Genomic DNA, 13,089 nt, shown 5'->3' on the forward strand with positions numbered 1-13,089 from the left:
GCTCGTCCACGGCCCTGCGCATCCCGGCGCGACGCTCAGGCGCGCAGCGGCGGCGTCAGGTACGGCGCCGTCGAACCCGGCTCGCCGTCCTTGATTTCCATCCGCGCGATCGCCTGCAGGTGCACCTCGTCCGGGCCGTCGGCGAAGCGCAGCGCGCGGCCCCAGGTCCAGAGGTCGGCGAGCGGCGTATCGGGGCTCAACCCCGCCGCGCCGAACACCTGCATCGCGCGGTCGCAGACGTTCGCATACACGGTCGGCACCAGCGCCTTGATCATCGAGATTTCCTTGCGCGCGGCCTTCGCGCCGACCTTGTCGATCATCCACGCGGCCTTCAGCACGAGCAGGCGCGCCTGCTCGATCTCGATGCGCGAGCGCGCGATCCATTCACCGACCGTGCCGTGCCGGTTCAGCGGCTTGCCGAACGCGACGCGCGACTGCGCGCGGTCGACCATCAGCTCCAGCGCGAGTTCGGCCGCACCGATCGAACGCATGCAGTGGTGGATGCGGCCCGGCCCGAGGCGGGCCTGCGCGAGCGCGAAGCCGCTGCCCTCCTCGCCGAGCAGATTGCTCGCCGGCACGCGCACGTTGTCGAACGTGATCTCGCAGTGCCCTTCCGGCGCGTAGTGATTGACCACCGTGATGTTGCGCACGACCGTCACGCCCGGCGTGTCGCGCGGCACGAGAATCATGCTCTGCTGCTGGTGCGACTCGGCATCGGGATCGGTCTTGCCCATCACGATGAAGATCTTGCAGTTCGGATGCGCGGCGTTCGTGATGAACCACTTGCGGCCGTTGATCACGTACTCGTCGCCCACGCGCTCGATGCGTGTCGTGATGTTCGTCGCATCCGACGATGCGACATCGGGCTCCGTCATCGCGAACGCCGAACGGATCTCGCCGCGCAGCAGCGGCTTCAGCCACTGCTCGCGCTGCGCGGGCGTCGCGAACATGTGCAGCAGCTCCATGTTGCCGGTGTCCGGCGCGTTGCAGTTGAACACTTCCGACGCCCAGCCCACGCGCCCCATGATCTCGGCGAGCGGTGCGTATTCGAGGTTCGTCAGGCCCGTGCCGGGCTCGTCGTCCTTCAGGTGCGGCAGGAACAGGTTCCACAGCCCTTCCGTCTTCGCACGCTCCTTCAGTTCCTCCATGAACGACACGGGATACTGGCCCGCGTGCACTTCCTCGTTCCACTGGCGGATGCGCGGCACGATGTGTGCATCCATGAATGCGCGCACGCGGCTGCGCAGTTCTTCCACTTTAGGGGTGTAGCCAAAGTCCATGATCGACTCCTCGATTCCGTTCGTCCGGTTCCGTCAGAAGGCCGAGACACCGCCGTCGACGGCGACGGCCTGCCCGGTCAGATAAGTGTTTTCCTTCGCGCACAGCGTCAGCATCGTCGCGACGATTTCCTCGGGCCGGCCGAGCCGCTTCATCGGCGAGCCCTGCGCGAGAAAATCCTGGCGGTCGCCGATCTCGCTGTCGGTGACCATCGGCGTCGTGCTGTAGAACGGGCACACCGCATTCACGCGAATGCCGTGGCGCGCGTATTCGATGGCCGCCGTCTTCGTGAGCCCGACCACCGCATGCTTCGACGCCGCGTAGGCGGCCAGCTTCGGCGCGCCGCCGAGCCCGGCCATCGACGCGACGTTCAGGATCACGCCTTCGCGCTGCGCGAGCATCTGGCGGATCTGGTGCTTCATCCCGAAGAACACGCCCTTCGCGTTCACCGCGAAGCTCAGGTCGAGATCGGCTTCGTCGGTGTCGATCAGCGCCTTCATCGGCGGCGCGATGCCCGCGTTGTTGATGCCCACGTCGAGCCGGCCGAAACGCTCGGCCGCCGCGTGCACCAGCGCGGCGACGTCCGCTTCGACACGCACGTCGCAGCGCCGCGCGATCACGTCGGCGCCGGCCGCGCGCAGCGGCGCGGCCACGCGTTCGAGCGCCTCGCCGTTCAGGTCGCCGAGCGCCAGCCGCGCGCCCATCGCGGCGAGCTCGCTCGCGAGCAATGCGCCGAAGCCGCTCGCGGCGCCGGTGATCATCACGGCCTGGCCGGCGTAGCTGTCGATCTTCATCGCGCGCTCAGATGGTCAGGCCGCCGTCGACGACGATGCATTCGCCGTTCGTGTAGCTCGCCGCGTCCGACACGAGGTACAGCACGGTACCGGCCATTTCGCGCGGTTCCGCGTGGCGGCGCAGCGGGATCTTCGCCTTCCAGGTCTCGTAGATGTCCTTGTCGGCGAACAGCGCGCCCGCGAACTTCGTCTTCGTGAGCCCCGGCAGCAGCGCGTTCACGCGGATGCCGAACGGCCCGCATTCCTTCGCGAACGCCTTCGTCATGTTGACGACGGCCGCCTTCGTGATCGAGTAGATGCCCTGCCGGTCGCCCGGCTGCAGCGCATTCACCGACGCCGTGTTGACGATCGCGCCGCCGCCGTGTTCCTTCATCAGCTTGCCGGCCTCGACCGACATGAAGAAGTAGCCGCGGATGTTCACGTCGACCGTCTTGTCGTAAGCGGCGAGATCGGTATCGAGGATGTGCCCGAAATACGGGTTCGCGGCCGCGTTGTTCACGAGGATGTCGAGCCGCCCGTGCTTGCCGCGGATATGCTCGAACGTCGCGGCGATGTCTTCCAGGCGCCCGACGTGGCAGGCCAGTGCCTCGGCGCGGCCGCCCGCCGCGACGATCGCGTCGGCCACGGCCTGGCAGTCGTCGAGCTTGCGGCTCGACACGATCACGTGCGCGCCCTGCTCCGCGAGCAGTTTCGCGATTTCCTCGCCGATGCCGCGGCTCGCGCCCGTCACCAGTGCGATCTTGCCCGTCAGGTCGAACAGATTCGTTGCCATGTTGCTGTGCTCCTCCATTGATGTGGTGTCGTGCCCGGCGATGTCAGCGATGCGCGTCGATCACGCCGACGGCCATCTCGGCGAGACGCCCGGCCATCGCGCCGACGCGCAGCGCCTGCTCGCTCGATGCGTTGCCCTGCAGCGCGCGCGCCTTCACGCCCTGCGCGATCGCCGCGAGCCGGAAGAAACTGAATGCGAGGTAGAAATGCCAGTCGCTGATCGGCTCGATGCCGCGCAGCTCGCAATAGCGCGCAACGATCGCCGCTTCGTCGGGAATGCCGAGTTCCGCGCGATCCTGGCCCGCGAGCCCGCGCACCTGCCCGCCCGACGGCAGCCGCAGGCACATGCAGAAGTACGCGAGATCGGCGAGCGGGTTGCCGAGCGTCGACAGTTCCCAGTCGAGCACGGCCTGCACGCGATAGCTGTCGCGCGCGAACATCAGGTTGTCGATCCGGAAATCGCCATGCACCAGCGTCGGCCGGCCCGTGTCGGCCGGGCACGCCTTCGGCAGCCAGTCGATCAGCGTCTCCATCGCGTCGAGGCGCTCCGTTTCCGCCGCGCGGTACTGCTTCGTCCAGACGCCGATCTGGCGTTCGAAGTAGTTGCCGGGGCGGCCGTAGTCGGCGAGGCCCACCGCGTCGACATCGACGTCGTGCAACGCGGCCATCGTCTGCAGCAACGCGTCGTAGCACACCGCGCGATCGGCCTTCGGCAGCTCCGGCAGCGCGGGATCCCAGAAGATCCGGCCGTCCTCGAAGCTCATCACGTAGAACAGGCTGCCGATCACGTCGCGGTCTTCGCAGAGGTGATACGGATGCGCGACCGGCACCGCGGTGCCCGACAGCGCGCTCAGCACGCGGAATTCGCGGTCGACCGCGTGCGCGGATTTCAGCAGTTCGCCCGGCGGCTGGCGGCGCAGCACGTAGCGGCCGCTCTTCGCATGCAGCAGGAAAGTCGGATTCGACTGGCCGCCGGCAAACTTCTCCGTGTCGACCGGGCCTTCGAAGCCCGGCACGTGCGCTTCCAGATAGCGCGTGAGGCGGGCTACGTCGAGTTGCTGGGTAGGGTTCGTCATCGTCGCGATCGTTCGTGGGTCAGCCGTAGGTTCGCAGCGCGTGTCGTTCGGGATCCTCCAGATGCGGGATGCCGTTGAACGACGCGAGGTGGAATGCATCGGCGTTGAAGAAAAACTGCGAAAGGCTGCTGTTGCGGATCTGCAGGTTCAGCGCGATCGCGCTCGACGGCGGGGCGGCCAGCACCTGCTGCACGGTGACCGCGATCGGGCCGCCGGAGCTCACCGTCAGCACGCGCTGGCCGCCGCCGTGGCGGATGGCTGCGCGGGCATCGGCCACGCGCTGCTGGAAGTGCGACCAGGTCTCGGGGGCCGAATCGCCGAGCTTGTCTTCCGACCAGAGCTGCAGCACCTGCCGCAGCGCGCGGAAATGCTCCTTCATCGAGCCGGCCGCGAGGCGGGCGATGTCCGGGTAGTCGTGCGCGGCGGCGGCGAACAGGCCGTGGAAGTCGTATTCGTTCAGGCCGGGATGGCGGTCGATCTCCGCGCCCTCGCGGCCCATCCCGCGCAGGATCGCGTCGACCGTCTGCGCGTGGCGGTTCATCGTGCCGCAGATCACGCGGTCGAACGCCAGGCCTTGCTGCGCAAAGTATTCGCCGAGCCAGACGCCCTGCTGCTCGCCCGCCGGGGAAAGCCGGTCGTAGTCGTCCGTGCCGAAGGACGCCTGCCCGTGCCGTACCAGAAAAAGTTCAGCCATCGCCTGCCCGCCAGATCAGAAGGATTCAGCATAGGGGGCGGGGATGCATTTTCAAACTTTATTTTCTGAATCGGCGGGTATTCATCGGGTGAATTCCAGGCATGCCAACCGTGCGCTTGCGCCGGCTTTCGCCCGCCCTCGCCGCGGCACGCGAATTGCGGCGAGAGGCACCGTCCATTCACGACGTCAGGAGGGGTGCGATGCTCGGTACGATCCTCATCATCATTCTGATTCTGCTGCTCATCGGGGCATTTCCGGCGTGGCCGCACAGCCGAAGCTGGGGCTACTGGCCGTCGGGCTCGGTCGGGTTGATCGTCGTCATCGTCGTGATACTCGTGCTGCTGGGTCACATCTGAGTCCGACGACGCGTGCCGGACCCGCACGCGTCGCTGGATGCCGGCGCCGTAGCTTCTTTACAAACGCAGGCAAGGGCGGGACATCCGTCGGCCAGGCGCGAATCGCGTCGCGCCGCGCTGTCCCCCCGCCTCCGTTCGATTGCGCCGGCCGTGCGGTAGTATGGCGACCTGACGGAACCCCCTGATGGATCTGAACGAGTGGCCATGCCCGAATCTTCTTCATCGCCCGGCGCCGGCCAGAACGCCCAGGCGCTCGTCCTCATCGCCGAAGACGAACCCGAGATCGCCGAGATCCTGACCGCCTATCTCGCGCGCGGCGGGCTGCGTACCGTGCACGCCGCCGACGGTCGCCGCGCACTGGAGCTGCACCTGCAGCTCAAGCCCGACCTCGTGCTGCTCGACGTGCAGATGCCGCACGTCGACGGCTGGAAGGTGCTCGCCGAAATCCGTCATCGCGGCGACACGCCCGTCATCATGCTGACCGCGCTCGACCAGGACATCGACAAGCTCACCGGCCTGCGCATCGGCGCCGACGACTACGTGGTGAAGCCGTTCAATCCCGCCGAAGTCGTGGCGCGCGCGCAGGCGGTGCTGCGCCGCTCGATGGCCGGCGCGCGCCAGGAAGAACAGCGCGTGCTGCGGGTCGCGCCGTTCGAGATCGATCTCGAACACCACGAAGCCACGCTCGAAGTGGGCAGCGAACGGCACACGCTCGTCCTGACGCTCACCGAATTCAAGCTGCTCGCGCAACTCGCGCGCGCGCCGCGGCGCGTGTTCAGCCGCGCCGAGCTGATGGCCACCTGCCTGCCGGAAGGCGACGCGCTGGAACGCACGGTGGACAGCCACGTCAGCAAGCTGCGCAAGAAGCTGGACGACCTCGGCGTGCAGGGCGTGCCGGTCAGCGTGCGCGGCGTCGGCTACAAGCTCTGGAGCTGAGCATGAAGCTCGAGGGCCTGAGCCGGCAGATCGCGCTGACCATGGCGGGGATGGCGTTCGGCGTGACACTGCTGATGGTGCTCACCGCGTACGTCTTCTACTACTTCGCGTTCAATTACTGGCCTGCACATTTCGACACGAAGAACCTGCTGCCGACCGCGCCGGAATGGGTGTGGCTGGTCTCGACCACGTCGGTCGGCCTAGCGCTGTCGGTCGCGGTCGCGGTCAATCTCGCGCGCCGCATCCTCGTGCCGCTGAACTCGGTCACGGACAGCATTCGCCGCGTCGCGCGCGGCGATCTCGACGCGCGCGCCGTCGCGGGCGACCGCTCGCTGCACGAAGCCGCGCTGCTCGCCGACAACTTCAACGCGCTCGCCAGCGAGCTGCAGCGCGTGACCAACGAGCAGGCGATCTGGAACGCGGCGATCGCGCACGAGCTGCGCACGCCCGTCACGGTGCTGCGCGGGCGCCTGCAGGGGCTCGCCGAAGGCGTGTTCAAGCCCGACGAAGCGCAGTTCCGCAGCCTGCTCGCGCAGGTCGAGGGGCTGACGCGGCTGATCGAGGATCTGCGCGTGGTCAGCCTCGCGGACAGCGGCCACCTGAGCATCGAGATCCGCGACGCCGATCTCGCGTCGGAAGCGCGTGCCGTGGTCGACACGTTCGAGCCGGCGCTGCGGGCCGCCGGCCAGCATCCGGTGCTCGATCTCGACACGCGGCGCATGTGCTGCGACCCGGTGCGCATCCGCCAGGCGCTGCTGGCGCTGCTGGAAAACGCGCGCCGCCATGCGGTGCCCGGCGCGATCCGCATCGAGACGCGCATCGAACAAGGGATGTGCCGGTTGCGCGTCGGAGACGACGGCCCCGGCATCCCGGCCGATTTCGCGCCGCACGTGTTCAAGGCCTTCCGGCGCGCCGACGATACGCAGCCGGGCGGCAGCGGCCTCGGGCTCGCCGTCGTCGCGGCGATCGCCCATGCGCATCATGGCGAAGCTGTCTGCATGCCGAGCCGCACGGGCGGCACGCTGTTCGAAGTGCAGTGGCCCGACAACCTCACGCCGGCGCCGGAACACGCGCGCTTTCCGGCCTGAGACACCGCCTTTACGTCTGACCTGACGCCCGCCTTTACCGCGCCACGTGCGGTTCGCGCCCGACCTGTTCGAGCGGCGGGTTGAACCCGAGCACCGTGTACTCCAGCACGGACACCGTCCCTTTCCCGGCCGCGCCCTGCACGACGACCGCGCGCACCGCGCCGGCCCGGTCGAATTTCAGGCGGGTGCCGACGGTCGCGTTGCGCAGCGCCTCCAGTTCCTCGATCCGCGCGATCGCCAGCTTGCGCACCGCGCCGGACACGTACACCGGCAGGAACACCAGCGCGATGAAGATCGACACGGCATCCTTCGATACGCTGTCCAGCACCGCCTGCCCCGACATCACGAGCGACAGCGACGTCGCGGCGACGAAGATCGCGAGCACGGTCGCGCCCACACCGAGCGACGAGAACCGCTCGGCCGCCTTCTTCATGCGTGCCTTCACGAGCGCGCGCGTGGTCGCGGACGGCACCAGCCATTCGCGCAACGCGCCATGGTATCCGGCGAAACCGAGGAACAGCGTCGCGACCGCGCTGATGCCGATGCTGGTGTACAGCGCATCGAAGATCATGCAGAGGAATTCGAGCACGAACACGATCACCGGCGGCCACAGCAGCAGCCGGAACGAATAGCCGTCGCGGCCATGCCCGCGAATCCACCATTTCACCGGCGCAAGCTGCCAGAAGCGGCTCTCCTGGTGGAGCGAAAGTTCTTCGTTGTCGGTCAATTTCCCACCTGTCGGATCCTGCGCCGTGTCGGCGCCGGCCGTGAATCGGCACGGCCGCAGCCGCATTCTCCCAGATGCGCGGCGCGGCGAGAAAGGCGCCGCCGCCGGCCTCCGGTTCCCGGTCGACCGACACATCGTGTGTATCGCACACGCACGCTCGCTTGACCCGGCCCTTGGGATCGCCTTTATGCTGGGCGCAACGAATCGACAGCAAGGAGAGTGACGGATGAGCACGTCCCCGCCCCGTTTGAACGCGTCGGCCGCCGCCGCGCGGCTCGGCGTCTCGATCAAGGCGCTGCGGCTGTACGAGCGGCACGGCCTCGTCACGCCGGAACGCACGCCGGCCGGGTACCGTGCGTACGGCCCGGACGATCTCGCCCGCGCGGCCGACATCGCCGCGCTGCGCGCACTCGGCCTCGGTCTCGCGCAGGTGGCGAGCGTGCTCGACGGCGACGCGCGCAGCCTGGACGACGCACTGGCCGCTCACGAAGCGGCGCTGGATCACGGCATTCAGGATCTCGTGCGCAAGGTCGATCGCGTACACGCAATCCGCGCCGGCCTCGCGCGCGGCCGGATGCCGGCCGACGGCGAACTGGCCCGGCTCGTCGACGACAGCAGAGCCGGCGTGGCATTCAGCCTGCCGTGGCCGTGGGGCGGCGAGTGGTTCGAGTGTCGCGATATCCGGCCGCTGAACTACATCATCGGCCCGCTCGGCAGCGGCAAGACGCGGCTGGCGCTCCGGCTCGCCGACGCACTGCCCGGCGCCGCGTTCGTCGGCCTCGACCGGCTGGAACACGACGGTGCGGCGGCGCGCGACGTGCTGCGCACCGATCCTGCGTTGAAGTCGCGCGTCGACCGTGCATCGGCAGCGCTCGTCGCCCGGGGCGCGACGCCGTCGGCGGCGCTGACCGCGCTGCTCGTCGCCCTCGAAGCCGAAGGTCCGCGCACACGGGTCGTCGACATGATCGAACAGGATCTCGATCGCCCCACGCAACAGGCACTGATTGCCCGTCTGCGCGAACAGGCCGCCGCCGGGATGCGGCCGCTGTTCCTGCTGACGCGTTCGTCGGCGATCCTCGACCTGTCGGCGGTCGGCCCGCATGAAGCGATCATCCTGTGCCCGGCCAATCACAGTCCGCCTTCGCGCGTGGCGCCTTACCCGGGCTCACCCGGCTACGAAGCGGTTGCCACGTGTCTTGCGTCGCCCGAGATCCGGGCGCGGATCGCGCATCCCCCGGAAGCGGCGTAAGCGTTCGTCACGGCGCCATCCGCCCCATCCTGCGCGCCATCGCCGGGCTGACCGCATGCACCGGATCGAACCCGAAGAATTCGAGCACGTGGCGCGCGACGTCGTCGCGATCGTTGTCCGCGCAGATCATGTGGTAGCTGTTCTCCAGCACGATCCCGCGCGCGTCGGGCATTTTCGCGAGCAGGAAATCGGCCGAGCGCAGGCTCGTCAGCTCGTCCTCGCGCGCATGCAGCACGAGCGTCGCGCACGGCGTGCCGGCGGCCGCCTCGAGCGCCCAGTCGCGCATCCGGTCGACCTGGCGCACGCACGCGAGCGGCACCCACGCATAGTGGAAACTGTCCTCGCGCTCGAACTTCTTCTTCACGATTGCGCGGATCGTCGCGTTCTTGATGCCGAACGGATCGCCTTCCTCGACGCGCATCCGCTCCGCGACACCCGGCACGCGATACAGCACGTGCCGCAACGCCCGGTACCAGGGCGTCGACCAGCCGTCGATGAACACCGGCGTGGCCAGCAGCGCGAGCCGGCCACGCGCATGCTGCACGCGATGGCACAGCAGCAGCGCGACCAGCGCGCCCATGCACATGCCCGCGACATGCACGGTGTCGTACTCGTTCTCCAGCGCGCGATACTGCTCGGTCACCGCGTCGAGCCATGCCTCCGCGCGCACGCCGACCAGATCCTCGGGGCGCGTGCCGTGCCCCGGCAGCGTGATCATGTGCGGTTCGCCGCCCGCGCGCCGCACCGCCTTGTGCAGCGAACCGAGATCGTATTGCGTGCCGCCGAGCCCGTGAATCAGCAGGACGCCCGTGCGGCCCGTCATGACGCGTCCCCGCTCATTCGTCCGCCGGCCACACGCGCTCGAGCTGCCAGACCCCTGCCACCACCGTCACGTCGACATTCGAGTCGAGCAACGGCGCGCCGTGATCGGTGATCGTCCGCGTGCCGCCGTCGCGCTGCACGATACGCAGCGACAGCGACGCACGATCCTCGCCGGCGATCTCCGCGTTCCAGTAGTCGCTCAACGCATCGCGGTCGCCCGGCTGCACACGTTCGAGCACGAGCGACACGCTCGCGATCTGCGCCGCGTCGACGCCGACACCGAACACGCGCTCGACGTCGCCGCTCCACTCGATCCGCCCCGATTCCGGATCGAGCACGTACGCGATCTGGCCGGCGCTCGCGAGCGCGAGCTCCATGTTGTTCTGCAGGACCGCCGCATGCTCGTGCACGCGCTCGCGCGTCGTCTTCAGCGTGCTCACCGTCAGCACCAGCAGCGACGCGACCGCCAGGTAAAGCTGCGCCTCGAGCAGCGAACTGCCGTAGTGCTCATGGAACGACGCGAACGGGCCGTCGCCCTGCGCGGTCTGCTCGATCACGATCAGCGCGAGCACCAGCACCGACGACGAACCCGCGCGGCCGCCGAGCAGCAGCGTCACCGCGACGGTCAGGAACAGCGGGATATACGTCAGCGCAAAGCCGGCGCCCGTGCCGAATTTCTTCGACGTGTCGCCGTCGAAGATCACCAGCGCGCCGATCACGAGCAGCGCGAACGCGACGATGCCGAGTACCAGGTCGAAGCGCTCGTGGTCGCCCGAGCGGTGCGCGCGAAAGCGCGACCATGACGCGAGCACCGGCGTGACCAGCAGCACGCCGACGAAATCGGACGCGGCCCACACCGACCACACGTCGAGGAACGGCGCGCCCTTGACCGCCGTGTACCACGCCGCGCCGCCGATCGCGCCGATCACGCCCGCGATCAGGCCGGCGAGGATCACCGAGCGCAGGAAATACAGCCCTTCGAGCGAGAACCGCACGCGCTGGACGAGCCACACCGCGAGCGCGGCGGCGCCGACCTCGTCGACCGTGAACAGCACCGCGTTGACCAGGCTGCCGTGTTCGATGCCGGTCAGCGCGAGTTGCCCGGCCAGGAACGCGCCGGCCAGCGTCAGCCATTCGCGCATCGGCCGCAGCATGAACGCGCCGACCGTCACGCCGGCCGGCAGCCAGATGTAGCCCGTCAGCCGGACGGGGCCGTTGAACTCGTGCGAGATATAGCCGGTCGCGAGATACAGCGCCGCCCAGAGCAGCGCGGCGACGAGGCCCGGCCGCGATCGTTTGGTGTCCATCGAGAATCCCTGTGTGCTGCGCCGTGCAGGCAGACGCACCGCCGCGTCGGAAGCGGCGGCGCCTGCGGCCGGCAGGTGCGCGATGTGCGCATGATATGCGGACAGGGCAAACGGAGGAATACCGGTGGGGGAGGCACGAGAAGCCGCGGCCTCCGATCCGGCTCGCCGGGCCGGCGGCGGCTTGCGCGGGCCAACGGAAACGGCGTGTGGCGCCGGCTACGCGGCGCGTGCCGGAACGGCCGCGATCACGGCCTCACGGCCGCATGCGTCACGGATCGAACGGCCTCCCGGTTCACTCCTTTCGCCGCCACACCGAGATCGGAATGTCGCCGTTGGCACGCGGCGGAACGCGGTAGCTCAGCTCGCCGTCCTTCAACTGATAGGTTCGCGTCTGCGTTTGCCCGGCCCAGTTCGGATACGACGCATTGCTGATGTGAAACGCCAGCGTGTGGTTCGCGGGATCGACGCTCAGCGTGCCGTAGTGGGTACTCGAGCCGAGCACGGCGTCACGGAATTCCTCCGGCGTGCCGGTCGCCTTGTCGTTCGACGCGAAACGCGGGCGTTCCGACTTGAAGATCTGCAGCGAATAGTTCCCGTGCGCGTCGATCATCAGCAAGCCCGCCGGATCGGCACCGTAGTCGCGGCCGATCGTGCCGTCGGGATGTTGGACGTCCGCCGCGACCAGCGTCCACGTCCCCGCGAGCGACGGCGCGGCCGATGCGTCACCGGGAATCATCGACGCGGCCAGCAGCATGCCGGGAAAGCCTTGGCGGAATATCGAGCCGATTTTCATTCAATGTCCTTGTCGGAAAGAAGAGGGAGCAACCTCACGGACATCCGCAGCCGCGTATCCAGCCGCGTATCGCGCGCATCCCCGTGAACCGAAACGACCGGTTCACTTGATGGTAGCGACGGGAATGTGCAATAAATACGATAATTCGAAATCGACTTATAAGAAAAACCGAATCATGACGCTTCCGAATCTCGACATGGATGCGCTGCGCACGCTGATTGCCGCGGATCGGCTCGGCAGCCTCAACCGCGCCGCCGACCGGATCGGCCGCTCGCAGTCGGCGGTCAGCCAGCAGATGCGCAAGCTCGAAACGCAGATCGGCCAGCCGCTGTTTCGCCGCCAGGGGCGCGGCCTCGTGCCGACCGAAGCCGGCGAGCTGATGCTGTCCTATGCGCGCCGCATCCTCGAACTGAACGACGAGGCGATCGGCGCGATCCGCGGCGCGGCAGTCGACGGCGCCGTGCGATTCGGGCTGCCGGGCGATTTCGCCGAATCGTGGCTGCCCGTCGCGCTCGGCCGGTTCAAGCGCACGCATCCGGGCGTGCGCGTCGACATCGTCGTCGACGGCAACGGCGCGTTGCTCGACCGGCTCGATGGCGGCGAACTCGACATCGTGCTCGCGATGGGGCGCGGACATCGCGCCGACGCCGAACACCTGGTCACGCTGCCGATGGCGTGGATCGGGCCGCAAGGCATCGACGTGCGTACGCGTGCCGGCGCACCGCTCGATCTTGCGCTGTACAAGCCGCCGTGCCTGTTCCGCAAGGCGGGCACCGACGCGCTCGACAAGGCCGGCATCCCGTGGCGGCTCGCGTACACGACCGGCAGCCTGCAAAGCCTGTGGGCCGGCGTCGCCGGCGGCCTGGGCATTACCTCGAGAACGATGGTGGGTGTGCCGCCGGCGCTGCGGCAGCTCGGCGAGCGCGACGGCCTGCCGCCGCTGCCGTCCGTCGACGTGTGCCTTCATGCGGGCGCAAGCGATGCGCCTTCGGCGCTCGTGAGCCTGAAGCGCGTCGTGATCGACACGCTGATCGCCAATCTCGCCGATGTGCACCCGCACTCGGGCCGGCGCGCCGGATGATCGGCCACGCATGCGCGCCGGATTCGGCGTTGCGCCCTTTGACCGGCTTCCCGCCATCGCGGATGATGCGCTGCGGGGTGCGACCTTCCCGTCGGCGCTCCCGTCCCGAACGAACGT

Annotated in this window: 14 protein-coding genes; 5 read left to right on the top strand and 9 right to left on the bottom strand. The window is 68.6% G+C overall.

What is annotated here, in order from left to right; genetic code table 11:
• Positions 1-35: 35 nt before the first annotated feature.
• The 5 genes from DPV79_RS02990 to DPV79_RS03010 are packed head-to-tail and all read right to left on the bottom strand — an operon-like array spanning position 36 to position 4,613.
• Positions 36-1,280: an acyl-CoA dehydrogenase family protein gene (locus DPV79_RS02990; RefSeq protein WP_021158039.1), complete on the bottom strand. Its 1,245-nt coding sequence runs from the start codon at positions 1,278-1,280 to the stop codon at positions 36-38.
• Between the two features lie 33 nt (positions 1,281-1,313).
• A complete protein-coding gene (locus DPV79_RS02995; RefSeq protein ID WP_059553794.1) occupies positions 1,314-2,072 on the bottom strand; it encodes an SDR family NAD(P)-dependent oxidoreductase in 759 nt (252 codons plus the stop codon).
• Between the two features lie 7 nt (positions 2,073-2,079).
• Positions 2,080-2,844, bottom strand: coding sequence for an SDR family oxidoreductase (locus tag DPV79_RS03000; protein ID WP_027790057.1), 765 nt, complete (start codon positions 2,842-2,844; stop codon positions 2,080-2,082).
• A 43-nt stretch (positions 2,845-2,887) separates the two neighbouring features.
• Complete coding sequence (locus DPV79_RS03005; protein WP_113044750.1) at positions 2,888-3,919, bottom strand: phosphotransferase; 1,032 nt, start codon at positions 3,917-3,919, stop codon at positions 2,888-2,890.
• A gap of 19 nt (positions 3,920-3,938) precedes the next feature.
• On the bottom strand, positions 3,939-4,613 hold the full coding sequence (locus DPV79_RS03010; protein WP_059684866.1) for a histidine phosphatase family protein: 675 nt from the start codon (positions 4,611-4,613) through the stop codon (positions 3,939-3,941).
• A gap of 200 nt (positions 4,614-4,813) precedes the next feature.
• Between DPV79_RS03010 and DPV79_RS03015 the strand changes: the two genes are divergently transcribed.
• The 3 genes from DPV79_RS03015 to DPV79_RS03025 all read left to right on the top strand — a co-directional run bounded on the left by DPV79_RS03015 (position 4,814) and on the right by DPV79_RS03025 (position 6,993).
• The gene (locus DPV79_RS03015) at positions 4,814-4,969 is read left to right on the top strand and encodes a DUF3309 family protein (protein ID WP_021158044.1); all 156 of its coding nucleotides are present in this window, start codon (positions 4,814-4,816) and stop codon (positions 4,967-4,969) included.
• Positions 4,970-5,173: 204 nt separating this feature from the next.
• Positions 5,174-5,905: a response regulator gene (locus tag DPV79_RS03020; protein ID WP_021158045.1), complete on the top strand. Its 732-nt coding sequence runs from the start codon at positions 5,174-5,176 to the stop codon at positions 5,903-5,905.
• A 2-nt stretch (positions 5,906-5,907) separates the two neighbouring features.
• Complete coding sequence (locus DPV79_RS03025) at positions 5,908-6,993, top strand: ATP-binding protein (protein WP_113044751.1); 1,086 nt, start codon at positions 5,908-5,910, stop codon at positions 6,991-6,993.
• Positions 6,994-7,027: 34 nt separating this feature from the next.
• Here the strand turns inward: DPV79_RS03025 and DPV79_RS03030 are convergent, their stop codons facing one another.
• Positions 7,028-7,720 (bottom strand): hypothetical protein, encoded by a 693-nt coding sequence (locus DPV79_RS03030; RefSeq protein ID WP_059676402.1) that lies wholly within the window; start codon positions 7,718-7,720, stop codon positions 7,028-7,030.
• Between the two features lie 226 nt (positions 7,721-7,946).
• On the opposite strand from DPV79_RS03030, the gene DPV79_RS03035 reads away from it, so the two are divergent.
• Positions 7,947-8,969, top strand: a complete 1,023-nt coding sequence (locus DPV79_RS03035; RefSeq protein WP_113044752.1) for a MerR family transcriptional regulator — start codon at positions 7,947-7,949, stop codon at positions 8,967-8,969.
• Between the two features lie 7 nt (positions 8,970-8,976).
• Here DPV79_RS03035 and DPV79_RS03040 read toward each other — a convergent pair whose 3' ends face one another.
• The 3 genes from DPV79_RS03040 to DPV79_RS03050 all read right to left on the bottom strand — a co-directional run bounded on the left by DPV79_RS03040 (position 8,977) and on the right by DPV79_RS03050 (position 11,891).
• Positions 8,977-9,792 carry an alpha/beta hydrolase gene (locus tag DPV79_RS03040; protein WP_059684860.1) on the bottom strand — a complete coding sequence of 272 codons (816 nt, stop codon included), beginning with the start codon at positions 9,790-9,792 and terminating at the stop codon, positions 8,977-8,979.
• Between the two features lie 13 nt (positions 9,793-9,805).
• Positions 9,806-11,098, bottom strand: a complete 1,293-nt coding sequence (locus DPV79_RS03045; protein WP_059586476.1) for an MASE1 domain-containing protein — start codon at positions 11,096-11,098, stop codon at positions 9,806-9,808.
• A gap of 292 nt (positions 11,099-11,390) precedes the next feature.
• Positions 11,391-11,891 carry a lipocalin-like domain-containing protein gene (locus tag DPV79_RS03050; protein ID WP_053076238.1) on the bottom strand — a complete coding sequence of 167 codons (501 nt, stop codon included), beginning with the start codon at positions 11,889-11,891 and terminating at the stop codon, positions 11,391-11,393.
• Positions 11,892-12,066: 175 nt separating this feature from the next.
• Here DPV79_RS03050 and DPV79_RS03055 point away from each other — a divergent pair, with 175 nt between their 5' ends.
• Positions 12,067-12,972: a LysR substrate-binding domain-containing protein gene (locus DPV79_RS03055; protein WP_165843484.1), complete on the top strand. Its 906-nt coding sequence runs from the start codon at positions 12,067-12,069 to the stop codon at positions 12,970-12,972.
• Positions 12,973-13,089 lie beyond the last annotated feature (117 nt).

The sequence above is a fragment of the Burkholderia reimsis genome (assembly GCF_003294055.1).
Classification (GTDB): Bacteria; Pseudomonadota; Gammaproteobacteria; order Burkholderiales; family Burkholderiaceae; genus Burkholderia; species Burkholderia cepacia.